Here is a 26507-nt window from a genome sequence, read left to right on the forward strand (position 1 = left end):
CAAACCCCTTGGAGCCCGCCATGTGCCTTGCGATCCCTGCCCAGATCCTCGCCGTCGACGCGAGCGGCGAAACCGCCGCCGTGTCCTTGGGCGGCGTGAAGAAATCCATCTCTCTGGCGCTGGTGGACGACGCCGCCGTCGGTGACTACGTGCTGGTGCACGTGGGCTATGCGCTGAACAAGGTGAGTCCGGAGGAAGCCGCGCGCACGCTGGCGTTGATCCAGGCCGCGGGCGAGCTTGACCCGGCCGAATTCGACCTCGATACCGTCACCGGGGAGCTGCCGCAATGAACGACGCCAGCACGATGAAGTACATCGACGAGTTCCGCGACGGCACGCTGGCGCGCAAGCTCGCCCGCACCATCGCCGCCGAGGCGGACCCGGCCCGGGACTATCGGCTGATGGAGTTCTGCGGCGGCCATACGCACGCCATCTACCGCTACGGCGTGCAGGATCTGATGCCGGACAACGTCAAGTTCGTCCATGGCCCGGGCTGTCCGGTCTGCGTGCTGCCGATGGCCCGTATCGATCAGGCCATCGCCATGGCCGTCGAGCACGGCGTCACGCTCTGCACCTACGGCGACCTGATGCGGGTGCCGGCGAGCGAGCGCCGGAGCCTGCTGAAGGCCAAGGCCGGCGGTGCGGACATCCGCATGATCTACTCCACGCAGGACGCGCTCGCCATCGCCCGGCAGGATGCCGGGCGCCACGTTGTGCTGTTCGCCATCGGCTTCGAGACCACGACGCCGCCGACGGCCGTCGCGCTCAAGGCCGCCCGCGCCGAGGGGCTCGCCAACTTCTTCGCCTTCTGCAACCACGTGCTGACGCCGCCGGCACTGAAGACCATCCTCGCCACCGCCGGGCCGGACGGCGTGCAGCTCGACGGCATCCTGGGGCCGTCGCATGTGAGCACCATCATCGGCAGCCGGCCCTATGAATTCGTGCCGGAGCAATTCGCCAAGCCCGTGGTCATCGCGGGTTTCGAGCCGCTCGACGTCATGCAGAGCACGCTGATGCTGATCCGCCAGCTCAACGAGGGGCGCTGCACCGTCGAGAACCAGTACACCCGCGCCGTCACCCGCGACGGCAACCGCAAGGCGCAGGCGTTGATGGCGGAGGTCTTCGCGCCGCGAGACAGCTTCGAGTGGCGCGGCCTGGGCCACCTGCCGCACAGCGCGCTGCGGCTCGCCGACGGCTGGGCGGACTTCGATGCCGAGCAGCGCTTTCCGGTGGCGCCGGGGCCAAGTGGCAAATGGGGCAAGGAGATCAAGGGCTGCGAGTGCCCGAGCGTGCTGCGCGGCGTCATGGAGCCCACGGACTGCAAGCTGTTCGGCACGGTGTGCACGCCCGAGAACCCCATGGGCGCCTGCATGGTGTCGTCCGAGGGCGCCTGCGCCGCCTACTGGAGCTACGGGCGCTTCCGCGACCTAAAGCGCCCCGCCGCGGGTGCGACCGCCTGATGGCCGGCTCGGACAACCCGCGCCCGCGCTACGCCGGGCGGCTCGACATCGCGCACGGCGCCGTGGACATGAGCCACGGCAGCGGCGGGCGGGCCATGGCGCAGCTCATTGATGAGCTGTTCCGCGCGCATCTGGACAACGTCTTGCTGGCCCAGGGCAACGATCAAGCCCTGTTCACGCCGCCGCCGGGCCGACTCGCCATCAGCACCGATGGGCATGTGATCTCGCCGTTGTTCTTTCCGGGCGGCGACATCGGCTGTCTCGCCGTGCACGGCACCATCAACGACGTGGCCATGTGCGGCGCCAGGCCGCTCTACCTCGCCGCCGGGTTCATCCTCGAAGAGGGCCTGCCGCTCGCGGACTTGGCGCGCATCGTCAAGAGCATGGCCGCGGCCTGCAACGCCGCCGGCGTGCCCGTGGTCACCGGCGACACCAAGGTGGTGGAGCGAGGCCACGGCGACGGCTGTTTCATCACCACCACCGGCGTCGGCGTCTTGGCCGACGGCATCGACATCGCCGGCAGCAACGCCCGGCCCGGCGATGCCATCCTCGTCTCCGGCCATATCGGCGACCATGGCGTGGCCATCATGTCCAAGCGCGAGAATCTGGGCTTCGAGACCGAGATCCGCTCCGACACCGCCGCGCTGCACGACCTGGTCGCCGCCATGCTGGAGGCCGTGCCGGAGATCCATTGCCTGCGCGACCCCACCCGCGGCGGCCTCGCCAACACGCTGAACGAGCTCGCCCAGCAGTCCCAAGTCGGCATGCAGATCAGGGAGCCCGCCATCCCCGTGCGCCCCGAGGTCGCCGCCGCCTGCGAGCTGTTGGGTCTCGACCCGCTCAACGTCGCCAACGAAGGCAAGCTCATCGCCATCTGCCCCGCCGAGCACGCCGAGCGGCTGCTCGCCGCCATGCGCGCGCATCCCAAGGGCGAGCACGCCGCCATCATCGGCGAGGTCTTCGAGGACGCCCACCACTTCGTGCAGATGGAAACCGCCTTCGGCGGCAACCGCATCGTCGATTGGCTCGCGGGGGAGCAGTTGCCTAGGATTTGCTGAGCGGCGACGGTACAGTTGTTTGTACCGTATCCGACAAGGTCTGAGACCGTCGGAGACTTTCGTTGTCGTTGTCATGATCGAATGCCGGGCGCTTACGAGCACGACAACAACCCGAGGTTGCAAGCACGGTTCTTGGTTCCGGCTCTGCCGGCTTAGGGCGGATGAATGCAAGCGGGGCAGCGGTATGATCTCACCTTCACCGCACCGGCGGCAGCACGAGCTGCCGCCCCGAATTGCGCGAGGACACAAGCCATGACACTGGCAGAGGCCATCTACCAACGCAGCCTGCGACTGCCCGAGGAGGCCGCGCGCGAGGCGCTGGATTTCATCGAGTTTCTGGAACAGCGCTACGGCACCCGCAACGGCACCGACGCGAGCGCTGCGGACGATGCAGCGCGCCGAACAGCGCTGGAGCGCGTGGCCGGCATCCGCGTGGACTGGGGCGGCAAGCCCATCCGCGACCGCAACGCACTCTACGACGCTGCCCGCGACGGATCCTGAGCCGTGTCCGCCTTCCTCGACAGCAACGTCGTGCTCTACGCCCTGGGTTCGGAAGAGCCCAAACGGCTGCGCGCGCTCGATCTCATCGCCGTGCGGCCGACCATTTCGACCCAGGTCGTCAATGAATGCAGCCATGTGCTGCGGCGCAAAGCAGGCTGGGAGCCAGGCCAACTGGCGCAGGAGCTTCCGATGTTCTTGGGACTCATGCGTGTCGTGGACATCGGCATGCTGCAGATTCGCGAAGCCTGGCGCATCGCGGAGCGCTACGGCTACAGCCACTTCGACAGCCTGATCATTGCGTCGGCACTGTACGCCGGATGCCGCACGCTCTGGACTGAAGATCTTCAGCACGGGCAGGTCATCGACGCAAAGCTCACGCTGAGCAACCCCTTCGTCTAGGCTGACGCCGTCGGCGGGCACGCAAGCGGCGGGGTCGCTCGCCTACAGAGAACAGATCAGGCAGCCCTCGCGCTCCTCAGGTTCCACGTCCGCATCGGCAAGCACAGCCGCCAGCGGCAGGTCCGATCGGAGCTTGCGCCGACGCTCCTGGTCCCGCGCCCAGTTTTTCTCGATCTCGGCGACTCTTTCGGGGCGCTCCAATTCTTCAAGAGATTCGTTCTGAGCCCAAGTGAACCCTTGCGTGCTTTCCGCGCTGCGCGCTTCATAAACCTTCGCTTCCTCGTAGAGCTCAGGATATTTGCGCTTCAGCCGTACCCACTCAATCTTCTGCTGATAAAAACAGAAGAAGCAGCCTGAGCGCGACCGGCCCCAGTGCATATAGGCTGGCAGGCCAAGACCAGACTCCTCGAGGATGCGGATGATATCGGCGCGAACCAAGCCATCTTCACGGAAAGGATAGACGGCCGTAATGTTTGGTTTCGTGCTGATATAACCCGTACGCGCCTCGTCGGCACGAAGCCCTACATAGTTGATTACCGGGCCGTCGCCTACGTACGCCTCGAACGGTTTCAACTTTAACATCTTGGTGCACCAGCGCCGGTGATTGGACGGAAGCATGTCGCCGTAAACCGCCAGCCAGTGATCGAAGGGATCGTCGGGGGTGGTCCTGACGATATCCCTCCCAAGGATGTCTCCAAGCCGTGCGATGTAATCGTACGTCTCCGGGAGCTCCTTCCCTGTGTCGTGGAAGATGTACTCCATCTCCGCGACACGGTCGCGCAGATATATTGCCAGGGCGGCACTATCTTTGCCCCCAGAGAGGCTGAGGATGTGGCGGATAGTCGGCTCCACGTCGGGCCCCTAGCCTGGGAGCGTCAGGCATACAATGTAGCTTCGGCTGAAGCTTTCTCTAGGGGTTTTGCTCTCGCGACAAACGATTACGGATTTCCCTAACAACTCCGTTGGTTCCTTGTGCGGAAATTGAAAAGGCTCCGCTAATCGCAAGAGCTCCAGCGGATCACGTAAAGCCTCGCTAATTCTGGCAGCCGCTTTCATGTCCTTAGCGTTTCCTGTCTTCTGTAGTTCGATTACACCGTCGCGCACTTTTCTTATTAGCGTTGCCGAATACTCGCCGTCGAGCACCACACGGTCAGACGCGGACTCTCCCGCCATCAAAAGTTGCCCGAGGCTGAAGTCGGTCGGCTCGCTGATCCACTTGCCTGCGCGAGCGAGACGTTCCTTCGCCTTTACCTTGTCGTAAACGGGCGGAGGGACGGGCAGTCCAACGCGCGCGAGTTCCGATCGCACTGCACCCTGCAACGCTAGCACGTACGTCGGCCGCATCCGCGCTTTACGCGTTCTGTTGCCGCAATTGCCGCAATCTACCCATCTGGAAAACTCACCATATGGAATGGCGATCTGCTTCTTAATATCCCATTGGACGCGATACTTGTGATCGTCGATCATAAAGTATGGCGTATCCGGCGCTTGCTTGCGCGCCGAACGCTCTGGCGTGCCTACGGGACGCAAACTTCCAGGGACTAAAAGAACCGAAAGATCCGCATCGATGAACCGATTCTGGCGAGGGCTCTCGGCCAAGTCGCACTGTGGATTGACCACCACGTAAAGCCTGGGAAGACAACCTGACTGCTCTTCCAAAATTACGTCGCCGAGGCCAATTGCGAGACGCCTCAACTCTTCTGCGCCATCCGGACTGTGTGGGTGCGCTTCGAAATCGCCGATGTGCATATCGAACATTGCGGCATTGTATAATCCGTTCATTGCGTCGGAAGGCTCCGTCAGAGCTGGCAATCCCTCGAAATCCTGCTTGTTCAGTTCCTTCAACGGCCGGCGAAGCTCCCCGCGAAACAATAGGTCAACCCAAACACCCGCAAGAAGCTCAACTAAGTAATCGCCCAGGGGGTGACCGTCATTCCTGAGTGCGAAGCGCTGCAAGTTCGCATAGTCGCTAAGCGTGAGATTCCTAAGCTGCTCCACGAAAGCAGCCGCCGCGGCATCGGTATTCCTCCTAACGGCGTCAACAAAATTCTGGACAACGTGACCCTCTTGCAGATATCTACAGAGCACTGTCATTAGGAAGCCAATATCAGCGGGATCTTGAAGTCCGCTCTTGGGGACAGCATGAAACAGGCCAGAGATAAGCCCCGACTTGAGGCTGAACGACCGAGCATAGTCCTTAATGGACGGATCCGAGGAAATTAGAACAATTATCGGCGTCGCCGGGCCGCGATCCCGGTGAATCTCGGCCGCAACCGCTTCCGCTCGCGCAACAGCCGCACGGTGGTCGCCCTCCTGACCCAAGCGCCAGTCTAGAAACACGATGCTCGTGTCATCAAGATGCTCTCGCCAACTACTCTCGCCTGCCGTGGGAACATGAAGGCCCAACGATCTCAAATACTCGATTGCGGGCATGACCTCCTGGATTTTGCCCAACTGCTCAACCACGTAAGGCACGGTTTGGGCCAATTGTCGCAATGGATGGCTCTCCGGTCGGTCAAGCAGGTTCGCTATCAGGTCACCGCTCAAAGCATCCGGACCCGTTATCTCTTCTGCCAACGCAGACTCCCGAGCCGCGTCGTCCGCTACGATCGCAGCCCAAAGCTGATCCTGTTCCTCGGAGGTCAACTCCGCATGAGCAAACCCATCAAACCCGTCGTCGATGAACAACACCTTCTTTACCGACTTCGCCGAAAGAAACGCTACCAATTTAGTCTCTGGCGGGTCCGATGTCTGTTCTGAATGACTCACCTAACGTTCCTCAGATCTAGAGTAAACGTGCGTAAAACACCATTGCTGTCCGGTTCAAGCCGAAATTCAGCGCCGTGGTACTTCGCGATCTCTCGGGAGATGAACAGCCCCAAACCTTTGCCCTCACCGGCTGGCTTCTTGGTAAAGAAGGCCTCGAAGATCCGATCTCTGTCATTGGGAGCAATGCCCGGCCCGTTGTCCGAAAAGGTCAACAAACGGTCATCGCAATCGAGCACCACCTCAATTCGCTGCTTGACCTCGGGAGTGAGTAACTTCTGCTGTCGCAGCCAATACAGAGAGTTGGAGACAAGGTTCTCCAAGACTTGCAAAATCATACCCCGTACTACCGTAACAATCAGGTCGGACGAGGGCGTCGGCATTACCTTGACGGACCAACTGACTTCCTCGCGGCGGAAATGGTCACTGTGGGCTTCAGCAAAGTCGAGTAGCAGCCTGCGTATATCCACCTTCTCTTTACGGTTCCGCGCACTGGTGCTCAGCGGGTCGAGCACCTTTAGGCGCTTTTGCAATGTCTTGAGCTGGGCCGACAACCCCTGTAATGACTTTGCTGCAGCGTTCGAAAGTTCCTCCGACGGCAAGTGCTGGAGCGTAGCGAGCGCCGTCGCCGTTGCTCTGTTTAGCTCATGGGCCAGAATTTCGACCATTAGCCCGACTCCTGCGAGGTTGAGTAGTTCGGTGCGACCTTGCTCGTACTCGCTCGCCAATTGGCGCACCTGCCTCATCGCAGATTTTAGGTTCGAGATGCCCTGTCGTATCGCGGAAACTGTGTCGGCCTCGCGACGCACTTCCGGCACGCGCTGAACCAAGAGAGCGAGACTGCTTTCAAGTCGCTTCTCTTCGGATATGAGCCGTTGTGCGATAATTGCTTCGCTAGTTGGCTCGGCAGCGGAGGCCCTCGCTGCTTTTTCAACGCGAACCATAAAGCTCCAGAACGTCTCTTGAACCAGATGAGCGAGCAATGCCTGCAGCGCACGCTTTTCCTCATTATCAATTAGGCCCTCGCGGTTGGCCTGGTCAATCAAGAGCGGATTCGCACGGAGGGAGATGGTCACGCGTCCCACAATTTGGGTACGGTTCAGCTTGTATCCGCCGCGCGCGAAGGCCTTCCGGTCCAAATTAAGCCAATCATCGTCCCCCCCCCGTACGGAAACACGCGGAAGCCGTCCCGGAACACTAGTAGACCACCCGTCCACGGCCTTAGTCGGTCGCGCACAGTCGTAAGATCCCCGACCCCGTCTAAGGCTGTGAGTTTGCGACGATTGAACCAATAAAACTCGACAGAGAAGGGACCAAGTGAGTGGAGAATCTCCGGAGAAAGGTCCACCGCCAGGTGAGACTCCCTCGCTACCGATAGTAACTCAACTTCCGAGTAGCTGAAGTTCTCTGTCTTGCCGGATGATTCATCCATGGTGCCGGAGAAAACCAAGCCGCGGCTGGGTAGCCTGCGAAATTTGCCCGCACATCGCCCGTGGTAGTGCTTTAGTATCCAAGGCTCAAGCCGAGGTATAGGTATGATTTCACCATTGTGCCGGACTGTTATGGGGAACCGGAGGCTTGATTCGAATGGATCGTTGATCTGTGCAAGATCTTGCTGGACAATGCCTTCAACGTGCTTCCTGCTCCAGTCGCGCTTGAGAGCCCGAACCAGGATCTCTGTGCCAGAAGTTTCCGGCGAGGCTTTCTGTCCGCCTACACGGGCTGCTAAGTGAATATCCTCTAGAAGGGCGTCACTTGCGTGACTGAATGCGCTCCAGTCAATGTCCAGATTATTCCACCTATGGTCCGCCTTTTGAGCCGTTCGAACCCGCAGGCGATCTCCCAGACGCATTGCGGAAAGCCGCCCAATTCCCTTTTCACCAAGAGTATGTTGTCGTTCGTCTGAGTTCATCGCGTCCTTTCCGCGACGTTTCGATCGCGTACCGATGGTGAGAAATGCATCGTTAAGTATCGCGAGTGACATGCCTTCTCCTTGGTCAATTACGCTGATTGAGTTCGCGTCTAGGACGGCGCTCTCCAAGTCGTCGATCGTTCTTATGGATTCAAGCTTCTTATGAACGTCCCTAGCGCAAGGAGCAGAGTAGTCGATACTCTCAAGACAGCGTTGTCGCAGATGCAACATTAGATCTCGCTGCGCGGAGGGAGACAGCTGGTTCTCGCGAGTGTCAGCGATGCGATCCAAGGTATCTCGCTGCGCTGCACGAGATAGAGCCATCACGATATTGATCTGAACACTTGGGGATCTCGCATCATAGGCGTTCTTTATCAGTTCATAGAGTGCTATCCCGTCCGAACTGATCAACTCCGCACCAAGGTGCAGAATCGTCCGTGCTGCAATCCGGAAACTCATCGGCGCACGGTCTCCTCCACAGGAGCGCGCGCTTCGTCGTTGCCCAAGAGGAGGCTCGCAATTAGTGCGAGTATCGACGCGCTGTCTCCATTCGCTCGAATACTATCCGCAATTGAAGCAGCGAACTGCCCTTGTGGGCTCTCGGGCTCAGGTAAGTTGACCACTTGCATCATCTCCTCGCCACCTGCGGTGGTCAGGGCAAGCCGGACCGCTGGCCCTTGACCTCCGGCCTTGAAATTGGCCGCCTCGGCCCTCCCGAACTGACCGGCGAGCTCGTCCACTAGCGATCGCCAGCGGGCCTCGTCGGCATCGAGCCAACGATTGGGTGTCTTCGCCACGACGAAGCCTGCGACGGCTTCGATCCATCGGTCTTCCGACCCGTTCCGGTCCGCCAAGCGCTGGGCGAAGGCACGCAGGCGCGGCTCGGTTAGTCGAAACACTATGCGTGAGGCGCGGTCTGTTGCGGCAGCCCTATCCGCTGCGCTCAGTGCGGCCAACAAGGTCTGCTTCAACCGTTCTAGGAAAAGGTCGTACGCAGCACGTAGTTCTTCGAGCGCTCCCTTAAGCCGCTCGACGAACATCTCGACCTCCCCGGTGTCCGCCGCGTCTCCCTCCCCAAAACGCGAAGAACCGACGGCTTCCGGCAGGTCTCGAAACAGGATGTCTACCGGGCTATTTGCGCGAGTGAGAACGTCACGTACCGCCATGGCATGCGGAGAGATCTGCTGTGTCTTCAGTGTGTGGAATGGCAGAGCTGCTCCGAACTGGACTAACGGCTTAACCAAGCTGAGTAAGCCGTCTTTGTTCGTTCCGGTTGATAGGGCCTGAGAGAGCCGAGCGAACACGAGCGCTCGCACGCCTTCGACCTTCGCCCATTGAAAGGCAAAGAGCTTGGGTGCCTTGCTGAGCCGCATAAACCCGCTGCCATCGAAGCCGGGCACAAAGCTGCCCCGTTCGTAGACTGCGATATGCTGCCGATGCAATGCCAATACGTAGCCGAGCAACAGCAGCGCCAACCCTTCTCGGACACCGTACGGTGGACGAGCGAGCTCTTCGAGCAGCTCTTTGGCCGTGACTCGATCGGAGGCGCTTTGCAGTTGAACGGCGAGTGTGTTGAGGGCAGGCGATAGATGCAGCGGGTCTGTTCTGTCACCCGGAAGAGGACAAGCCAGCCGCCAGGTCTTGCCATCACAGACATGCAGGAATCCACGGCGAAGGATCGACAAGTACAGCGTACGTTCCGCCGGCGATTTGCTGGACGGAAGACCAAGATCCCTTTTTTCCGCCGCGGAGAACATGACTTCCACTAGACGTTGGCGCGCGGCCGCCGCGGCACTGCTAATCGAACGACGGTTCACCAACTCGTTCTGGACACGGGGCGCGTGGGGATAAACCTTGTCGCACACCGTTGAGATTGCTGCGTGCAGTGGGCCATCGACATCGAGCGGAACGCCTGACCAGAAGAACTCCGCTTGCTCGTCCTGGCACGAGGACTCCACCAACCGCAACATTAAAGACAGTCGTTCCTGTAGCCGGTTCTCAAGCCAGGCGATCTGGCGTGATAGCTCCGCTGCGGCAAAGGCGTCGTCGCGAAGACCGCCTGCATGCTGTTCCAGCCATTGGGCTCGGCGCAGCTCTAGAACCAGCGGCCTGAGATCGTCCAGCGGCGGGCTTAATGCCACGATGACGCGCTTGTCGTCGTTGCTGACTCTTCTAGCCCAGCACGGCGCCACGTCGTGCTCCCCCGTCCTCTCCCTCAACACCACGATCACAGATCCGTCTCCTTCGACCGTCGGATCGCGGCTGCCAAGTCGGTCGTCTGCCAGGTACGTGAGGCTAAACTGGCGCAGGGTACCGGTCTGGATGGCATGGCGGCGAGCGAGAACGCTGTGGCGCGGGGCGAGGGCCACGAGCGTTTCTGCCACGCTTGCCAGACGCGGAAGCGCAGTCTGAGCCTCGCGCCAGAGCACATTCATGTCGACTCGCCGGGCGACCCACAAACGCAAACCTGCCAGTCCCGAACGCTCGAACAACAGTCCGCTCGCCTTCAGCGCGTTGATGGCAGCTGCTACCTCATGGGGGGGCATCTCCGGCCCCAAGCAAGCTGCGAGCGAAGCGACGTCCGCGACAAGATGCTCTGCGTCTGTCAGCGTCAGCAAGCCGACGACCTTGAGTATGCGGGCTTCGAGCGGGGGTCGGTCACTGGCGCGGTGCACCACGGCTTGAATGCGGCTCCAGTCGGCGCCCGCGTTGCGTCCGATCAAACGTCCCCCGAAGGAGGCAGCAACAAAGTCAAAGAAGTTGTCCAGGCTGTACAGCGCGCCCGGCTCCGGACTGCGACGGCTGAAGGCGCGGACTCCGAAAGGCTCTTCGGAGGCCAAGAAGCCAAACAGAGATCGCTCGTTCTGACCGAACAAGCTGAAAAACCGTGGTGCTAGCGCTAGAACCGAAGGATGCAGGGGGTAGATTGCGGCGTCATCCGCGAGCGTGCCGCTCGGAATCCACTCGATTGCTTCCACTTCGCCGCGCGCCCGCGCGTAAGCTTGGCGTGCCGCGGCCGGCAGCGCGTCCATGTCGGCATCCAGGGCGGCGGCTACCAATGCAGCCGTGTGAGTCAGGGGATGATCGAAGTTGAGCTCTTCGTATCGTTCGGCAACCTTTGCCCATTCTGACCGCGAGCATGCGGAAGCGCTTTCGGCATAAGAAGTAACGCCTTGGTGCAGTATGGTCAGCACAACCAAGGGCTCGGCGCCCGAGCGCGCGGCGGCTTCAGCGAGGTTCTGCAGGGCAATGATATCGCCGCCCGTGGCGGCGGCGTGCTCAAGGCATTTGCCCAACTCGTCGATCACCAGAAGGACGCCGTCGAAGCGATCGGTCTTGGCGATCAGCTTGGCAAGCTCGTCGCAGCCCCGAGCCGGATCCACCTGAACGAGGTCGATTATTGCCGTACGCCGGGGCGGCGGGATATCCAATTCCGGCGTGGCCACTAGGGCTTGGCGTACCGCATGTGAAATGATCTCCCCCAGGTTGCTGCGCGAGCCCATGACGACGACGGGTAGGAGTCGGCTGAGCGGGCGTCCGGGATCAGCCACTTGCGATGCTGAAACCCGAGTCCGAGGGTCAAGAAAGCGGGCCACCGCCAACCCAAGCGCTGACTTGCCCACGCCGAGATCGCCGGTGAGACGCCAAGCCCGGCGCGAAGAGGCCATCTCCGTTCCCGAAAGGAAGCGATCGATCACCGTACGCAGCCATGGCGTCACGACATAACCGTCGATGGCCTGGGGATCAGCCAGGTCCCGTTCCAAGCTGACGCTTCGGAAGAATCGCGGCTGAGGCCGCAGCACGTCCAAGATCATCTTCGGTGAGGGGCGCGTCATATCCGCTTCTTTCCGTATAGGCCGGCGAGGTTTCCGCCTGGAGATGGGGTTTCCCGGTGAACAGCTCCCGCGCCGCCGCTGATGCGGAAACTATAGTTCTTTGAGTCCAAAACGTGCGCACGAATCTGGTCCTCCTGGACTCGGAACGTGGCCCCGGGGCTGCCTTCCGCAAAAACCAAGTCGTGCAGTGTCAGCACCGTCTCGTCTGTGCGACGGCGGCTCCAAAACTCCAAGATGGCATACTCGACGACGCGCGCGGGCGCGCGACCACGGGCGGTTAGAGCGTAAGCGGGCTCGTGCCGGCCGTCCTCACTAGGTCGACGACCGGCCTGGCGGATCAGTGAGAGCTCGATGAGCGGGCCGTCAAAGGCGTCCTCCGGGGCGCCGTCATGAGCTGTGGACAGGTAGCTGCGGAGGAAGACGTCGATGTGCTGCTTCAGGGTAACGTCCGAATGCTCGTAACCAGCCAAACGGCTCTCGCGATGCAATTCCCCCAACAACTCCGTGCGGGTGAAGTCTGGGCGGTTGCGCCGGAAGAAGACATGCCGCCACACGAAGAGCGGTCGCTCTGGCTCTGAGGTCACCTTCCACTGCATCAGCCACTGAGTCTCGACGCGCTCCAGATAGCGGTCGTAGCCTGAAGGTCCGAAAATCGCTTCGCCGAATGGGGTCAGGACCCAGTGACCACGGTCAGCCTTGGCTACGTCGAACACCTCGATCCAGAAGCGCAATGCTTTCAGCATGTTCCTGCCTACGCCGAGTGACGCCATGGCGTCGTCGTCGTCCGAAAGAGCCGCGGGTCTCTCAAGCAGGAGATTGACTGCTTTAGGAATCCACGCGAACCGGCAGGCGAATGTCTCGTGACCCGAGAATCTGGGTCTTGCTTCGGCCATCGCGTTCACCGGTGCCGCCCCGAGCGTACAGTGCGGATGCTGTCGATCGTAGATATCAGCAGGTGTGACGCGCGTTCAATCTCATCTCGGGTGTTGAATTTGCCTATCCCGATTCGCAGCGATCCTTCGAGCACCCAACTTGGCGCGTCCATCGCCCGCAAGACATGCGACGGCTGATCAGCACCACTGTTGCACGCGGCGCCGGCCGACATAGCGAGTTGACCATCCAAGCGGGCCAGCACGGCGTCATTCGGCACTCCCGGGACAGCGAAGTTCAGCGTGCCGGCAAGTCGACGATCGCGATCACCATTCACGTGCATATCCGGAAACGCGCTGTGCAGCGCGTTCTCCAGATGGTCCCGCAGTGTGGCAATTCGCGCTTCGTCGTCACGCATCTCGCGGGCTCGCAGGCGGCAAGCTTCACCTAAGGACACAGCGCCCGGTGCGTCTGGCGATCCGAAACGCGCCTTGGCAGGTTCTGCGAAATCGTAGCTCGAAGCCAACGCCGCGGTTCTGGGCAGACCGTATAGCTTGGCACCGCTGAGCACGAGGAAGTCGCAATCCAACGCTTGAAAGCTCAACGGAACCTTTCCAGCCGCTTGGCAAGCATCAATCAACACAAGCGCTCCGGCTTTGCGTGCGATACGGCACGCCGGAGCGAGATCGGTGATGGTACCGACCTCGTTGTTTGCCGCGATCAAACAAACAAGCTGCGGACGGCGATTCCGTACCAAGAGTTCGAGGGCGTCTAAGCGCACTTGCCCTCTCTGATCGACGGGTGCCAGCGCGGTCGACAGCCCGTCCTGTGCGAGTGTCCCCAACCGGTTGAGTACCGCCGGATGGTCCGCCGTGGTCGCAGCAATCGTCGATACGCCCATCTGTCCAACGCAGATGTCGATCACCAACGAGAGTGCGGCCGTCGCCCCGGGCAAGAAGCTGATCTGCTCCGGGCGAGCGTCGATCAGATTCGAGACAGCTTCGGCGGCAGCCGCGATCCGGCGCCTCGCACTCCGCCCTGCTGCGTGCTCGGTGCTGTTCGGGTTGCCCGGGTGTGCGGAGCATTCAGTAAACGCTGCCAGCACTCGCGGGTCCGTAGGGGTCGCAGCGTTGTTGTCCAGATAGATGTGCATGCCGTTGCAGGACCAGGTCGGAGTGCTCGATTCGGACACGCTGTGGGGCGCCTGCCGAGCGCCTCACTGCTGGGTGTTCGCCGCGCGCAGCTTGCCATCTCCGGTTTGCGCGGAATCAATGGCTTGCGGGCGCAAGGTTGTAACGCCGATCAGCGCCAGAGTGTAACGGCAAAACGGCTCAGTTTTCACGCCCCGTGCCGGCGCGCCGGCTTGGCAAACCTGCAAAGCTCCGGCTGTGGGGAGAGTCAAGTTCGCCAGTGCACGGCAATCCGCCAGCTCCTTTGGGCACGGCACTTTGCCTCGGTTACCGGTTGCTTCTCGGACCCGTCGCTGCTGGCTGCGCAGCAAAGTAGGCTGCGTCCAAGTGCACTCAGACGCGTAGCCCGAGGGTCGCGACGATGTGACGAGCGTGTTCAGCGAGAAGCGGGAGATGCGCCCGCGCAGTAGGTCGGTGGTCCTCGGCTGGGTCGCCCGGCATTGGGCTGTGGCTGCCCGCTGCGTCCAGCCGCGCTCGCTCATGGGCGACTCTCGCATGCGGCCGTGTCGGATTCATCACAACCAGTTCGCCCGCTCCGCAAGCACCGGCTCGCCGATGGAGCCGAAGAACGCGCGCCGAGTCGTGAAGAACGGCGGGAGCTTGCCGTCGTGCTCCGGCAGGAGATATATCTCGGCACAGCGCTCCATGACTCGGGCGTAGGCAGCGTCATCGACTGGATCGGGAAGGCGCGCGATCTCATCCGCGACATCCTCCTCCAGCTTCTCCCACACCGCCTGCCGGGCGAGCTTGAGTCGATCGCAGTTCAGGTTCAGACACGCATCCACCGTCGCCGCGAGCTGAGTGCGGTCGATGCCGACCTGCTCGCAGGCTGCCGCGACGGGCTTGAGCAGGCCTTCCCGATACACAGTGAAGAGCGTCGGCGACGGCGGAAGGTCCGTCGGTTTCGGGGTCGGCACGCAGTTGGCGCCGGGGCCGTCCTTGTATTGCCCGCAGCTCATGCTTCGGCGAGATGGTCGCAGCGCCCTGCGCCGATCGTCCGCGCTGTGCGGGTTCTTGCCGCCACAGCAGGCCGCGAGTAGGTTGGCGCAGTCGTAGGTCAAGTCGGGCCTGAGCGACTTGGGCAGGAAATGCTCCACCTGTCGGTCTGCATCCGCCAGGTCGATCTCGCAATAGGCGCAGAGGCCGCGCTGCATTGCCGCGAGCGCGTCGAGTAGCTTCCGGTGCGCCGTGCGGCCTTCGGCGTCTTGATAGTCGACGAAATCGCGGCGGAAAGTCTCCCATTCGGTTGTGGCGGGATGGGCATCAAGAAACCGGCGCAGCCCCGGTGGGACGGCGCCGAGCGACCGCACCGGCTTCATGCCTGCTCTTCGCGGGCGCGCCGCAGCACGCGGCGGCGCCGGATCTCCATATCGAGCCGGATCAGCTCCGGCTCGTACGGCGACAGGGCATCGAGCCGACTGCGCAGCGCCGCGGCTTCCGGCTCCTCGCCCAGCTCCGCGTCGATCAGCGCACTGTATTGATTCAGCAGCCGGGTGAACTCGACGACATCCTCGGGCGGACGCTGGTCGACGCCGAGGATCTCCGTCAGCAGCCGCCCGCTTTGCGCCCCGTAGGACGAGGTCGCTGCCGCGGCGACGAGCGTGCCGCCTGTCCGTTCGAGCATGACGATGCTCTCCGGCCGCACAGTGGTGAGCACCTGCGGGCTGTGGGTAGAGACGATGAGCTGGATGTTCGGAAAGGCCGCGCCGAGATCGTGCAACACTCGCTGCTGCCAGCGCGGATGCAGGTGCAGGTCCGCCTCGTCGATCAGCACGACCCCAGTTGCATCGATCGCCGCCCGGCCGCGGTGCGGGTTGGCCTGGGCCATGCGTCGGGCTAGGTCCATGACCAGCGCGAGCATGGTCCGGTACCCGCCGCTGAGCTGGTCGAGGGCCAGGGTCTCGATACCGCCGACCGGCGTGTGCATGTCCATCAGGAGGCGCAGCGGGCTCAGCGAGGTACGCGGGTGGCGGCACCCGGGCAGCGCCCGCTCGATGGCCGTGCGGACGGCTTCCAACACTGGCAGCTTGTAGTCGAAATCGCGATGTTCTTGTTTGCCGCGGCGCTCCAGGTCCTCTTGGCCGACCAGCCAATCGAAGATGTCCTTGAACCGGAAACCTGCCTCCAGTGCGCCATCCAGCGCGGCGAATCGGCCCAACGCCTTGCGGACATTGCGCTTGCGCTGGGGGATGTCCGGTACTGCCCGGTCTGTGCCGTAGTAAGCGACGATGGGCAGGTCCAGGTCGCCGCCCCGCCGTACCGATTCGATGATCGGATCGAGATACTGCTGAAGCTCGGATCGACCGAGCCCGCGGGGAGTGAGCTGCGCCGTGAGCTTGGTCCGATCGCGGCGCTTGATCCGGTCCCAAGCAACGCCGCTGTCGGCTTGCAGCGCGACCCGCACGTATGCCGATGGGGATACTTCCCCGTCCTCTGCTGGACTTGCGGGTACAAGCCGAGGCACCTCACCAGGCTGCATTGCCGGCTTCATCGGCGAGGCTTGGTCGAAGCCGAAGTCCTGCCGCATGTCCCCGCCTTTGAATCCCCGTCCCTTGCAGTCGGGCAGATACTCCAGGATCGCCCCGAGCCCGACGGCGATGGCCTCGACGACCGAGGTCTTGCCGGCCGCGTTCTCGCCCACCAGCACATTGAGCCGATCATGCAGCGGCAGCGTCAGCTCGCCGATGGCGCGGAAGTTCTCGATCTCGACGGAGGTCAGTCGCATGGCGCCTTACCGGTGGTTCGCGGCTCGCATGGCTCGCGATGCTACCGCAAGCGAACCGAGGCTTGGCCTACGTGTTCGGCGGGGCTACAAGGACGGCTCACCCATCGTTCGGGCAGCGTCGGCCCGCGCGCGGATGCGCTCGCCAGGCGGCCCGGATGTCGGCCGCCTCTGCATCACGCCCGCTCGTGCACTGCTGCACTAGTCGCCCGCGGATAGAAGGACTCATCGAGCAGCTCGGCTTCGCCGTAGGGGCAGCTTGGGGGGAAGGTCGCCGCGGGCAGGCCGCGCTCTTTCGCGGCGACGGCATCGGCATAGGCCTTGGGCAGCATTTGGCTCAATACGGGCTTGAGGCTCGGCGTCTCGCGCAGCCGCTTGGCGAGCCGGTCGCGCTGCTCGATGATGGTGCTAGGCCAACTGCGGCCGTCGAATTCCCGCCGGCGCTCGGAGAGCTGCGGCAGTTGGGACTGCCGTTTGAGCAGGTGAGCGAGCAGGATGGTGAGGCGGTTCTCCAGCTCGCGCCGCTCGCTTTTGGCTCTATCGTCCAGCTCTTCGAGCAGGTGCGCGACGTCGAGCCCGCCAAAGTCGCCGGCGCTCAGCAGGCGGGCGTTCCGCCTGGCCCATTCCCCGTAGTCCGTGTCGTAGAGGTCGGAGAGATCGCTCATCGCGCTGCCGCGGCTACTTGTCGTCAAACCCCGCCGCCCGATACCACTTGCGCGCCTCTTCCATGTCCTGCGCCACGCCGTTGCCCTGCTCGTACATCATGCCGATGGTGGTCATGGAGCCCGTCAGGCCTTGCTCCGCGGCGCGCTTGAACCAGTCGATGGCCTTCTGCGGGTTCTTGTCCGCGCATTCGCCTTGCATGTACATGAAGCCCAAGCCGTGCTGGGCGAGGCTCAGGCCCTGCTCGGCGGCGGCCTTCATGTACTTGTAGGCGAGGAGCGGGTTCGGGAGCATGCCAAGGCCGTTCTGCGCCATGATCGCCATGCGATACATGGCGTCCGCGTCGCCCTGCTCGGCGAGCGGCGACAGGAGGCCGGTGGCGCGGGAGAACTGCTTGGCCTCGAAGGCGGCAATGCCGCTCATGAGGTCCATGTCCTGGTTGGTGATGCTGTCGGTCATGCGGCTCTGGCTCCTCGGCTCGGATGGTTTGTGACGGCGAGTGAGCTGCGGGCAACAGGCGCCGATTGCCACCTTGGGCACGCGCGTCGCGTCAGAAGAAGGTCCCGGCGATGGGCGACGACGCGGAGGCGAAGCGCTTGGCGGGCATGCGCCCGGCGCGGTAGGCCTCGCGGCCGGCCTCGATGGCCTTGCGCATGGCGCTCGCCATCAGCACCGGGTGCTTCGCGGCGGCGATGGCGGTGTTCATGAGCACGCCGTCGCAGCCGAGCTCCATGGCGACGGCCGCATCGCTGGCCGTGCCGACGCCCGCGTCCACCAAGATCGGCACCGAGGCGTTCTCGACGATGGTGAGGATGTTGAGCGGGTTGCGGATGCCGAGGCCGGAGCCGATGGGCGCGGCCAGCGGCATGACGGCGCAGCAGCCGATGTCTTCGAGCTGGCGGGCGATGATCGGGTCGTCGTTGGTGTAGACCATCACGTCGAAGCCGTCCTGGATCAGCTCTTTGGCCGCGGCGAGGGTCTGGATCACGTCGGGGAACAGCGTCTTCTGGTCGCCGAGCACCTCCAGCTTGACCAGGTTGTGGCCGTCGAGCAGCTCGCGGGCGAGGCGGCAGGTGCGCACGGCGGACTCGGCGTCGTAGCAGCCGGCGGTGTTGGGCAGGATGGTGTAGCGATCGGGCGGGAGCACGTCGAGGATGTTCGGCTCGCCCGGGTTCTGGCCCATGTTGGTGCGGCGCACGGCGACGGTGACAATCTCGGCGCCGCTGGCCGCGATGGCGCGCGCGGTCTCGTCCATGTCCTTGTACTTGCCGGTGCCGACCAGGAGGCGCGACGTGAAGGCGCGGCCGGCGATGCTGAAGCCGTCGCCCGCGTTGCTGTCGATGGCGCGGGCGATGTCGATGGTTTGCTCTGTTGGCATGGGGATGGGATCTCTGCGATGGGGGCGGCGGCGCGGTCGGCGCCGGGGCGCGGTGCGGTGCGGTGCGAGCTTGCTGAGCGGACTCAGCCGCCGCCGACGGCGTGAATGATCTCGACGCGGTCGCCGTGTTGCAGGCGATGGGCGTCGAAGCGGCTCTTCGGCACCAGCTCGCGGTTGACCTCGACCGCGATGCGCTGCCCGCCGAGCCCGAGCTGTTCGATGAGCGCGCCGATCGGCGTGTCGGCCGAGACCTCGGCGGGCTCGCCGTTGACGGTGATCTGCATGATTTTTTCGATGCTCGCGCCGTGTGAAAGGCGGGGATTTTACAATAGACTCGCCTGCGGACCCGCGACCGCCCTGGTTTCCGGCCCGCCCCGAGACAAAAACACGCCGGCGCAACGACGGCGATATCAGACCACAAGAGGATGGACGCTTGACGACTTGGTCCGAGGATCTGATCCCGATCGAGCGCGCGCGCACGCTCGACGGGCTCTTCTTTCAGCGCGTGCGCCGCTCGCCGGCGCGCGTGGCCTACCGCTGGTTCGACCGCGACAGCCAGCAGTGGCAGGCCCTGACCTGGCGCGAGACCGCTTTGCAGGTCGCGCGCTGGCGCGATGCGATGGCACGCGAGGGCCTGCAGCCCGGCGACCGCGTGGCCATTCTGCTGCGCAACTGCCCGGAGTGGGTGATCATCGACCAGGCGGCGCTGTCGCTCGGACTTGTCACGGTGCCGCTCTATACCGACGACCGCGCCGACAACGCCGCGTACATCCTGCAGGACGCGGCGGTGCGGCTCTTGTGCATCCAAGACGCGAACCGCTGGCGGCGGCTGGCGGAGGTCATCGGCGCCGACCCCTGGCCGCAGCGGGTTGTTATCGTGGATGGCCGCGAGGGCACTGCCGCGCAGCCCACGGCGGATGCACGCGCCGTTACCGCGGCGGATTGGCTGCCGGCCACGGGTACCGAGCAGCCGCAGCGCGAGGGCGACCCGAACGCGCTGGCCACCATCGTCTACACCTCCGGCACCACCGGGCGGCCCAAGGGCGTGATGCTGAGCCATCACAACATCCTGTCCAATGCGCACGGTGCGCTGACGGTGGTCGACGTCTACCAGGAGGACGTGTTCCTGTCCTTTCTGCCGCTGTCGCATACGCTGGAGCGCACCGCGAGCTGCTTTCTGCCAATGCTCTCGGGCTCCGAGGTGGCCTACGCGCGCTCCGTGACGCAGCTCGGGGAGGATCTCCAGAGCATCCGCCCCACGGCCATCATCGCGGTGCCGCGGGTGTTCGAGCGCGTCTACGCCCGCATCCAAGATCAGCTCCGTGGCCGCTCGGCGCTTGCCCGGCGGCTCTTCGCGCTGGCCGTCGAGGTCGGCTGGACGCGCTTCGAGGTCCAGAGCGGGCGGCGCGGCTGGCACCCGCGGCTCCTGCTCTGGCCGCTGTTGCGGCGCAAGGTGGCGGCCCCGGTGCTGGAGCGCTTGGGTGGCCGCATGCGCGCGGCGGTGAGCGGCGGCGCCCCGTTGCCATTCGAGGTAGCGCGCGTGTTCATCGCGCTCGGCGTGCCGCTGGTGCAGGGCTACGGACTCACCGAGACCAGCCCCGTCATCTCCGTCAATCCGCTGCACGACAACCGCCCGAAGAGCGTCGGCGTGCTGCTGCGCGGCATTCGCGCCCGCATCGGACCCGATGACGAGCTTCAGGTCATGGGCCCGTGCAACATGCTCGGCTACTGGAACAACCACGCGGCGACAGCCAAGGTCATTGGCAGCGACGGTTGGCTTCGCACCGGCGATCAGGCGCGCATTGAGGAGGGCTACATCTACATCACCGGCCGCATCAAGGACATCCTGGTGCTCAGCAACGGCGAGAAGGTGCCGCCCGGCGACATGGAAATGGCGCTCGGCCTCGACCCACTGTTCGATCAAGTGCTCGTGATCGGCGAGGGGCGCTCGTATCTCACGGCGTTGGTGGTGCTGAACGGGGACCTTTGGCCGGGCCTCGCGCGCGAGCACGGTCTCGCCGCGGACGACCCGGCGAGCCTTCACGATCCGGCACTGCACAAGGAAATGCTGCGGCGCATGCGCGATGCGCTGACGGACTTTCCGGGCTACGCCAAGATCCGTCGCGTGGCACTGAGCCTGGAGCCCTGGACCATCGAGAACGGCTTGCAAACGCCAACGCTGAAGATCAAGCGCAACCAGGTGCTGGAGCGCCATCACCTGTCGGTGGAGCGGATGTATACGGACTAAGGCCGCCAGGTCGGCCTAGATTGCTTGACGGCCCCGAACGTTTGCAGATCAAGTCAAGTTTCAACTGGGCGTCGGACTGGCGGGCACGCCGGGATCGCTATCGAAATCGAACGGAGTGCCGACCGATCCCGATATCGATGAGCACGACTCGTCCGTGTGAGTCGAAGCCTCGTTAGACGGCAGGTCAGTCGCGGCGGTCGCCCTCGTCCGGCGGCGGCGGCGGCGCCGCGACGGCATCCGGCTCGCATCCATCCCGCGGCGGGTCATTCGGCCCCAGCCCGGCGGCGCGCAGCAGGGTCTTCTGCGCATCCGCCCACAGGTCCATGTTGCGCTTGGTCATGCGGTTGATGGCGTCGAAGGGCGTGTCGCCCCAAGCATCCGCGAGCTGCTTTTGCTGCGTCGCAAAGGCCTCCAGCGAATGCTCCATGTAGCGCGCAAAGACGCCCTGCAGGGTGCCGCCGTAGAAGCGGATGATCTGGGCGAGCATGTTGGCCGAGAACAGCGGCTCACCACCGGCCTCTTCCTCCAGCATGATCTGAAGCAGGATGGAGCGGGTGAGGTCTGCGTCGTTGGCGGTGTCAAGCACCCGAAACGGCACCCCGCTCATCACGAGGTCGCGGACGTCCGCAATGGTGATGTAGCGGCTGAGCTCGGTGTCGTAGAGACGCCGGTTCGGGTACTTTTTGATGATGCGCTCAGTGGTCATGGCGGCGGGAATACTGCGGAGGCGTCCCCCCAGTCTAGCCCACTGACCAAGGGGTTGAGATGGCCGCGGTCATGCCCGCGGCACACCGGCGGCAACACCGGCCGCCGGTGCCGAGCGCAACGCCTTCGCGGCGCCGCGCTTGCCGCGTCAATCCCGCTCCACCGCCAGCGCCACGCCCTGACCACCGCCGATGCAGAGCGTTGCGAGACCCTTCTTGGCGTCGCGCTTTTGCATCTCGTGCAGCAGCGTCACCAGCACGCGGGCGCCGGAGGCACCGATGGGATGGCCAATGGCAATGGCGCCGCCGTTGACGTTCACCTTGTCGGTGTCCCAGCCCATGTCCTTGTTCACGGACATGGCCTGCGCGGCGAAGGCCTCGTTGGCCTCGATCAGGTCCAGATCCGCAACGGTCCAGCCAGCGCGCTCCAGGCACTTGGTGGAGGCCGGGATCGGCCCCGTGCCCATGATGGCCGGATCGACGCCGGCGGTGGAGAAGGCCTTGATGCGCGCGATGGGCGTCAAGCCCAGCTCCTTCGCCTTGGCCTCGCTCATGACCACGACGGCGGCGGCACCGTCGTTGATACCCGATGCGTTGCCCGCGGTGACGGTGCCTTCCTTGTCGAAGGCAGGACGCAGCTTGCCGAGCCCGGCGGCGGTTGTGCCGGCGCGCGGAAACTCGTCTTGCGTGAACATCACCGGATCGCCCTTGCGCTGCGGGACCGCCACCGGGACGACCTCGTCGTCGAAGCGGCCGGACTTCTGCGCCGCCTCGGTCTTCTGCTGGGAGTCCGCGGCAAAGGCGTCCTGCAAGTCGCGGCTAAACTCATACTTTTTCGCGATGTTCTCGGCCGTGACGCCCATGTGATAGTTGTGGAACGCATCCACGAGACCGTCCGCGAGCATGGTGTCTACCATCTTCCATTCGCCCATGCGCTTACCGTCGCGCGAGCCCGGCACCACGTGCGCTGACTGGCTCATGCTTTCCTGGCCGCCGGCGATGACGATCTCGGCGTCGCCGCACAGCACCGCCTGCATGGCCAGATGCACCGCGCGCAGGCCGCTGCCGCATACCTGGTTAATGGTCATGGCCGGCACCGTGTGGGGCAGGCCGGCGTGAATGGTGGTCTGGCGCGCCGGATTCTGGCCAACACCCGCCGTGAGCACTTGGCCCATGATCACCTCGTCGACCTGTTCGGGCGCAAGGCCGGTGCGCTCGAGCAGCGCCTTGACGACGGTGGCGCCGAGGGCGGTGGCGGGCAGCGACGCGAGGCTGCCGCCGAAGCTGCCGACGGGGGTGCGGGCGGCTGCGACGATGACGGCTGTTTGGGGCATGACAGAGATCCTCCGCGAGGGTGGTGTGCGATCGGCGTGGTGTCCGACTCAGCGTGGCATGGGAATCAGCGTGGTGTGCGCTGTTGGTTGGGATTCAGCAGTTTTGAAGGCCGACCGCCGAGGGCCGGGGCCGCGACGAGTCCGGATGTTAAGCCTAGGCGGGTGTCCATGGATACCGCACGCAACACCCGGGCATTCGCCCGCTTGCCGCTGGTGTGTCGCTGCGGGAATCCCGCTGCCGGGTTTGGCTTGTTGTCTTGCCGCAGCCGGGGGCGTGATCGAGGCTTCGGAATTATGCTTCCAATCCCGATCCCGATCCCGATCCCGACAAACATGGGCAACGACATGATACGGTCCGGGAAGTTGTGCACTGTTGCGCTATATCCTGGAGCCGCCGCAGTTTAGGGCGTTTTGTTGCAGCGCACAAATTTCCGTGTTAGCGTGCCCGAGATACCACATTGAGGAGGGCGGCAGACGCCGCAACAAGCATGGCAAACGATGCATTCTTCAACGATAACTGGCTGAAGCTTCAGCAGCAGTATTGGGAAGGCCTGACCGACATGGGTCGCCGCGCCATGGGGTTGGACGCACCCCGGCAGAACCCGTGGGAGGCCGCAATGGACCAGTGGTGGAAGGCCGTCTCGCCGGCCGCCAATGACCCGGCCCGGGCCTTCATGGACCGGCTGCTGGAGCAGGGTAAGGCCTACTTCGGAACGGTGGAGCGCTTCACCCGTGGGCTCGCCGGCACGGACGGCGCGAGCGCCGGCTGGGATGCGCTGACCCGTACCTTCGATGAAATGCAGCGCGCCTTCACCGGCGGCTTCGGCAGCACAGAGGCCGACACGGCGATGCGCCGCATGCTCGGCTTCTGGGAGATGCCGCTCGACAACTGGCAGCGCATGATGTCCTCTCTGACCCCGATGATGCCGGGCGACCTGCTGCGCAATATGCCGCACGGTCAGGTGAAAGAGGGCATGGACCGCATGCTCTCCGCGCCGGGCTTGGGGTACACGCGCGAGGAGCAGGCCCAGTACCAGGATCTGATCCGCCGCAGCCTCGACTATCAACGCGCATTGCAGGATTACACGGGCTTCTTCGGCAAGCTCGGCGTCAAGTCCGTGCAGCGCCTCAAGGACTTCATGCAGGCCCGCGTCGACTCGGGCGAGCCCATCGACTCCGCCCGCGCGCTCTACGACGGCTGGGTCGGCTGCTGCGAGGCGGTTTATGCCGAGGAGGTCAGCACGCCTGAGTACTCGCGCATCCACGGCCAGCTTGTCAACGCGCAGATGGCGCTGAAGCAGCGCATGTCGCATCTGGTGGACGAGTCCCTGGGCGCGATGAACATGCCGACCCGCAGCGAGCTCCGCACGCTGCAGGACCGCATGCAAGAGACCCGCCGCGAGCACAAGCGTCTGCGGAGGGATCTCGACGGCATCAAGCGCCAGCTCCTCGACCGATCCGCAGCGCCCGCCAGCGCAAAGTCGCCGGCACTGCCGGTGACGAGCTCGGCCCCGGTCGCCCCCAAGAAGAAGGCTACGGTGCGGAAGACGACGGCGGCCAAAGAAGGGCCTAGGAGCTAGGCGCTGGGGGGGGTCGGGCGAGCCGACGGCCCGCGCCTCGCTTTCTGCACTCCGCCCCCTCGACCCTTAATGAAGGCAACGCAACCGCCCGTCGCACCGGCAACGGATCAAACGAACAGCCACCGCTGAGGACAACACCGACATGTTCCCCATTGAAATCCGCCCCGACAAGCTCGGCGAAGAAATGCTCGAGTACAGCCGCAAGCTCGGCCAGGGCATGGAGAACCTCATCAACGCTGGCGAGATCGACACCGGCGTCACCCCGAAGGACGCCGTCTACACCGACGACAAGCTGACGCTGTACCGCTACCAGCGCCCGGCCGGGGTCGCGCAGCAAAAGACGCCGCTGCTCGTCGTTTACGCGCTCGTTAACCGCCCGTATATGACGGACATCCAGGAGAACCGTTCCACGATCAAGGGGCTGCTCGCCACGGGCCAAGATGTTTATCTGATCGACTGGGGCTACCCGGATCAAGCGGATCGCTCGCTGACGCTGGATGATTACATCAACGGCTACCTAGACGGATGCGTGGACCACATCCGCGCCACGCACGGGCTAGATAAGATCAACATCCTGGGCATCTGCCAGGGCGGTACTTTCAGCCTGATGTACACAGCCCTTCACACCGAGAAGGTACAGAACCTGGTCACGATGGTGACGCCCGTGGACTTCAAGACCCCGGACAACCTGCTTTCGGCCTGGGTCCAGCACATTGATGTAGACCTCGCCGTGGATACCATGGGCAACATCCCGGGCGAGACCCTGAACTGGTCCTTCCTCAGCCTGAAGCCCTTCAGCCTCACCGGACAGAAGTACGTCAACATGGTGGACATGCTCGACAACCCGGAGCAGGTGAAGAACTTTCTACGCATGGAGAAATGGATCTTCGACAGCCCAGACCAGGCTGGCGAGACCTTCCGGCAGTTCATCAAGGACTTTTACCAGAACAACGCGTTCATCAACGGCACCGCCCACGTCGGCGAGCGCCCGGTGGACCTCAAGCAGATCTCCTGCCCGGTGCTGAATATCTACGCGTTGCAGGATCACCTGGTACCGCCCGCCGCCTCCAAGGCTCTCGCCGGTCTCACCGGATCGTCGGACTACACCGAGCTCGCATTCCCCGGGGGACATATCGGTATCTACGTGAGCGGCAAAGCCCAGAAAGAGGTCACCCCAGCCATCGGCGAATGGCTAAACGCCCGCGCCTGAGCTCGCCTCTTCTAACGCCAAGGATGGTGCCCGCTCCCGACGCCCAGAGGCCTCAAGCGGCCGCGCTAGGCGAAAGCAGCCTCGGTAGCGAACGACCCGCGAAAGCGGCTAACGCAACATCCGCAACCAATGACCAGAATCGGCGCGGGATGATGCCGTCTGCGAGGTGACGTCTCACCGCCGCGCGCGCTGGCAGAACAGCGTTGCCCGATGGCACGTCTGTGGATGGTGGAGCGCAGCGCTCGTTTGCCGAGATCGCCGGCGCTGGAGGGCGGAGCCCAGCTAGCGCAGACCCGCTATAACTGCACGGAACGGCGGCCGGCACCGCTCTGAGGCGACAGCTCTTTGCCCATTCGCCGTAACCCGCACCAGGCCACACAGCTACCGCTGCTCCGTGACGCATCGAGAACCAACACGGACAACGCACACGGGAATACAGCACGGTGCCCGCCGTTCTATAGGTCAGCAGAGAACAAAACCTCGCCACAGATCAGAACACTGTGCCACGGACGCCGACCAGCAATGGCGAGAAGAATGCTCAGAGCGCGCCCCATGCAGCCTGCCAATGCAGGCGACATCGCTCGTGGGCCCACAGGAAAAGCTAGCCACTCTGTCCTTGCGGAGCAGAGGGCTAACCCAAGCTCGAAGAGGCGCTAGCGAGATCTGCGCTAAGCCAG

General features: G+C 63.8%; 24 protein-coding genes. 8 read left to right on the forward strand and 16 right to left on the reverse strand.

All coding sequences use genetic code 11. The features are described 5' to 3' along the window. Positions 1-20 precede the first annotated feature (20 nt). The 5 genes from ML01_RS11200 to ML01_RS11220 all read left to right on the forward strand — a co-directional run bounded on the left by ML01_RS11200 (position 21) and on the right by ML01_RS11220 (position 3417). Positions 21-290: a HypC/HybG/HupF family hydrogenase formation chaperone gene (locus ML01_RS11200; protein ID WP_058555474.1), complete on the forward strand. Its 270-nt coding sequence runs from the start codon at positions 21-23 to the stop codon at positions 288-290. Positions 291-304: 14 nt separating this feature from the next. Then, positions 305-1459, forward strand: a complete 1155-nt coding sequence (gene hypD, locus ML01_RS11205) for a hydrogenase formation protein HypD (protein WP_058555507.1) — start codon at positions 305-307, stop codon at positions 1457-1459. Beyond that, positions 1459-2517 carry a hydrogenase expression/formation protein HypE gene (gene hypE, locus ML01_RS11210; protein WP_058555475.1) on the forward strand — a complete coding sequence of 353 codons (1059 nt, stop codon included), beginning with the start codon at positions 1459-1461 and terminating at the stop codon, positions 2515-2517. Before hypD ends, hypE begins: the two co-directional genes overlap by 1 nt. Positions 2518-2769: 252 nt before the next feature. After that, a complete protein-coding gene (locus ML01_RS11215) occupies positions 2770-3018 on the forward strand; it encodes a DUF2281 domain-containing protein (protein WP_058555476.1) in 249 nt (82 codons plus the stop codon). Positions 3019-3021: 3 nt separating this feature from the next. Then, positions 3022-3417 (forward strand): PIN domain-containing protein, encoded by a 396-nt coding sequence (locus ML01_RS11220; RefSeq protein ID WP_058555477.1) that lies wholly within the window; start codon positions 3022-3024, stop codon positions 3415-3417. Between the two features lie 42 nt (positions 3418-3459). Here the strand turns inward: ML01_RS11220 and ML01_RS11225 are convergent, their stop codons facing one another. From ML01_RS11225 to thiS, 14 genes are all read right to left on the reverse strand, one after another. Continuing rightward, positions 3460-4269: a phosphoadenosine phosphosulfate reductase family protein gene (locus ML01_RS11225; protein WP_058555478.1), complete on the reverse strand. Its 810-nt coding sequence runs from the start codon at positions 4267-4269 to the stop codon at positions 3460-3462. Between the two features lie 9 nt (positions 4270-4278). Continuing rightward, entirely contained in the window at positions 4279-6186 is a 1908-nt protein-coding gene (locus ML01_RS11230; RefSeq protein WP_156427666.1) for a hypothetical protein, read from the reverse strand. After that, the gene (locus ML01_RS11235; protein ID WP_156427667.1) at positions 6183-7259 is read right to left on the reverse strand and encodes a sensor histidine kinase; all 1077 of its coding nucleotides are present in this window, start codon (positions 7257-7259) and stop codon (positions 6183-6185) included. The genes ML01_RS11230 and ML01_RS11235 overlap by 4 nt, the downstream gene beginning before the upstream one ends. A 23-nt stretch (positions 7260-7282) precedes the next feature. Beyond that, on the reverse strand, positions 7283-8554 hold the full coding sequence (locus ML01_RS27180; RefSeq protein WP_082674171.1) for an ATP-binding protein: 1272 nt from the start codon (positions 8552-8554) through the stop codon (positions 7283-7285). After that, the gene (locus ML01_RS11240) at positions 8551-11904 is read right to left on the reverse strand and encodes a hypothetical protein (RefSeq protein ID WP_216819157.1); all 3354 of its coding nucleotides are present in this window, start codon (positions 11902-11904) and stop codon (positions 8551-8553) included. Before ML01_RS11240 ends, ML01_RS27180 begins: the two co-directional genes overlap by 4 nt. A gap of 23 nt (positions 11905-11927) precedes the next feature. Continuing rightward, a complete protein-coding gene (locus ML01_RS11245; protein ID WP_082674172.1) occupies positions 11928-12824 on the reverse strand; it encodes a DUF4007 family protein in 897 nt (298 codons plus the stop codon). A gap of 5 nt (positions 12825-12829) precedes the next feature. Then, positions 12830-13954 carry a cysteine desulfurase family protein gene (locus ML01_RS27185; RefSeq protein ID WP_082674173.1) on the reverse strand — a complete coding sequence of 375 codons (1125 nt, stop codon included), beginning with the start codon at positions 13952-13954 and terminating at the stop codon, positions 12830-12832. Positions 13955-14017: 63 nt separating this feature from the next. Then, positions 14018-14488, reverse strand: coding sequence for an XRE family transcriptional regulator (locus tag ML01_RS31330; protein ID WP_371258207.1), 471 nt, complete (start codon positions 14486-14488; stop codon positions 14018-14020). 18 nt (positions 14489-14506) lie between these two features. Further along, the gene (locus ML01_RS11255; RefSeq protein WP_058555484.1) at positions 14507-15310 is read right to left on the reverse strand and encodes a retron system putative HNH endonuclease; all 804 of its coding nucleotides are present in this window, start codon (positions 15308-15310) and stop codon (positions 14507-14509) included. Further along, entirely contained in the window at positions 15307-16716 is a 1410-nt protein-coding gene (locus ML01_RS11260) for an AAA family ATPase (RefSeq protein WP_058555485.1), read from the reverse strand. Before ML01_RS11260 ends, ML01_RS11255 begins: the two co-directional genes overlap by 4 nt. A gap of 173 nt (positions 16717-16889) precedes the next feature. Next, positions 16890-17378, reverse strand: a complete 489-nt coding sequence (locus ML01_RS11265; protein WP_058555486.1) for a DUF29 domain-containing protein — start codon at positions 17376-17378, stop codon at positions 16890-16892. A 13-nt stretch (positions 17379-17391) separates the two neighbouring features. After that, positions 17392-17835, reverse strand: a complete 444-nt coding sequence (locus tag ML01_RS11270) for a tetratricopeptide repeat protein (protein ID WP_058555487.1) — start codon at positions 17833-17835, stop codon at positions 17392-17394. Between the two features lie 91 nt (positions 17836-17926). After that, positions 17927-18754: a thiazole synthase gene (locus tag ML01_RS11275; RefSeq protein WP_082674174.1), complete on the reverse strand. Its 828-nt coding sequence runs from the start codon at positions 18752-18754 to the stop codon at positions 17927-17929. Between the two features lie 83 nt (positions 18755-18837). After that, the gene (thiS, locus tag ML01_RS11280) at positions 18838-19038 is read right to left on the reverse strand and encodes a sulfur carrier protein ThiS (protein WP_058555488.1); all 201 of its coding nucleotides are present in this window, start codon (positions 19036-19038) and stop codon (positions 18838-18840) included. Between the two features lie 149 nt (positions 19039-19187). Between thiS and ML01_RS11285 the strand changes: the two genes are divergently transcribed. Next, complete coding sequence (locus tag ML01_RS11285) at positions 19188-21002, forward strand: long-chain fatty acid--CoA ligase (RefSeq protein WP_058555489.1); 1815 nt, start codon at positions 19188-19190, stop codon at positions 21000-21002. Between the two features lie 184 nt (positions 21003-21186). Here ML01_RS11285 and phaR read toward each other — a convergent pair whose 3' ends face one another. Beyond that, on the reverse strand, positions 21187-21708 hold the full coding sequence (phaR, locus tag ML01_RS11290) for a polyhydroxyalkanoate synthesis repressor PhaR (RefSeq protein ID WP_082674175.1): 522 nt from the start codon (positions 21706-21708) through the stop codon (positions 21187-21189). A 147-nt stretch (positions 21709-21855) separates the two neighbouring features. After that, a complete protein-coding gene (locus ML01_RS11295; RefSeq protein ID WP_058555490.1) occupies positions 21856-23040 on the reverse strand; it encodes an acetyl-CoA C-acetyltransferase in 1185 nt (394 codons plus the stop codon). 488 nt (positions 23041-23528) lie between these two features. Here ML01_RS11295 and phaE point away from each other — a divergent pair, with 488 nt between their 5' ends. Together phaE and ML01_RS11305 are read left to right on the forward strand one after the other, a co-directional pair. Continuing rightward, complete coding sequence (gene phaE, locus ML01_RS11300) at positions 23529-24620, forward strand: class III poly(R)-hydroxyalkanoic acid synthase subunit PhaE (RefSeq protein ID WP_058555491.1); 1092 nt, start codon at positions 23529-23531, stop codon at positions 24618-24620. A gap of 142 nt (positions 24621-24762) precedes the next feature. Continuing rightward, positions 24763-25830, forward strand: coding sequence for a class III poly(R)-hydroxyalkanoic acid synthase subunit PhaC (locus ML01_RS11305; RefSeq protein ID WP_058555492.1), 1068 nt, complete (start codon positions 24763-24765; stop codon positions 25828-25830). Positions 25831-26507 lie beyond the last annotated feature (677 nt).

Origin of the sequence: Thiohalocapsa sp. ML1 (assembly GCF_001469165.1) — a bacterium.
GTDB lineage: Bacteria > Pseudomonadota > Gammaproteobacteria > Chromatiales > Chromatiaceae > Thiohalocapsa.

What these genes read in the sequence shown, in the direction of transcription:
- ML01_RS11200 (WP_058555474.1), top strand. Translation starts at nt 21, where the DNA reads ATGTGCCTTGCGATCCCTGCCCAGATCCTCGCCGTCGACGCGAGCGGC.
- hypD (WP_058555507.1), top strand. Translation starts at nt 305, where the DNA reads ATGAAGTACATCGACGAGTTCCGCGACGGCACGCTGGCGCGCAAGCTC.
- hypE (WP_058555475.1), top strand. Translation starts at nt 1,459, where the DNA reads ATGGCCGGCTCGGACAACCCGCGCCCGCGCTACGCCGGGCGGCTCGAC.
- ML01_RS11215 (WP_058555476.1), top strand. Translation starts at nt 2,770, where the DNA reads ATGACACTGGCAGAGGCCATCTACCAACGCAGCCTGCGACTGCCCGAG.
- ML01_RS27180 (WP_082674171.1), bottom strand. Translation starts at nt 8,554, where the DNA reads ATGAGTTTCCGGATTGCAGCACGGACGATTCTGCACCTTGGTGCGGAG.
- ML01_RS11245 (WP_082674172.1), bottom strand. Translation starts at nt 12,824, where the DNA reads ATGGCCGAAGCAAGACCCAGATTCTCGGGTCACGAGACATTCGCCTGC.
- ML01_RS27185 (WP_082674173.1), bottom strand. Translation starts at nt 13,954, where the DNA reads ATGCACATCTATCTGGACAACAACGCTGCGACCCCTACGGACCCGCGA.
- ML01_RS31330 (WP_371258207.1), bottom strand. Translation starts at nt 14,488, where the DNA reads ATGCGAGAGTCGCCCATGAGCGAGCGCGGCTGGACGCAGCGGGCAGCC.
- ML01_RS11255 (WP_058555484.1), bottom strand. Translation starts at nt 15,310, where the DNA reads ATGAAGCCGGTGCGGTCGCTCGGCGCCGTCCCACCGGGGCTGCGCCGG.
- ML01_RS11260 (WP_058555485.1), bottom strand. Translation starts at nt 16,716, where the DNA reads ATGCGACTGACCTCCGTCGAGATCGAGAACTTCCGCGCCATCGGCGAG.
- ML01_RS11265 (WP_058555486.1), bottom strand. Translation starts at nt 17,378, where the DNA reads ATGAGCGATCTCTCCGACCTCTACGACACGGACTACGGGGAATGGGCC.
- ML01_RS11270 (WP_058555487.1), bottom strand. Translation starts at nt 17,835, where the DNA reads ATGACCGACAGCATCACCAACCAGGACATGGACCTCATGAGCGGCATT.
- ML01_RS11275 (WP_082674174.1), bottom strand. Translation starts at nt 18,754, where the DNA reads ATGCCAACAGAGCAAACCATCGACATCGCCCGCGCCATCGACAGCAAC.
- thiS (WP_058555488.1), bottom strand. Translation starts at nt 19,038, where the DNA reads ATGCAGATCACCGTCAACGGCGAGCCCGCCGAGGTCTCGGCCGACACG.
- phaR (WP_082674175.1), bottom strand. Translation starts at nt 21,708, where the DNA reads ATGACCACTGAGCGCATCATCAAAAAGTACCCGAACCGGCGTCTCTAC.
- ML01_RS11295 (WP_058555490.1), bottom strand. Translation starts at nt 23,040, where the DNA reads ATGCCCCAAACAGCCGTCATCGTCGCAGCCGCCCGCACCCCCGTCGGC.
- phaE (WP_058555491.1), top strand. Translation starts at nt 23,529, where the DNA reads ATGGCAAACGATGCATTCTTCAACGATAACTGGCTGAAGCTTCAGCAG.
- ML01_RS11305 (WP_058555492.1), top strand. Translation starts at nt 24,763, where the DNA reads ATGTTCCCCATTGAAATCCGCCCCGACAAGCTCGGCGAAGAAATGCTC.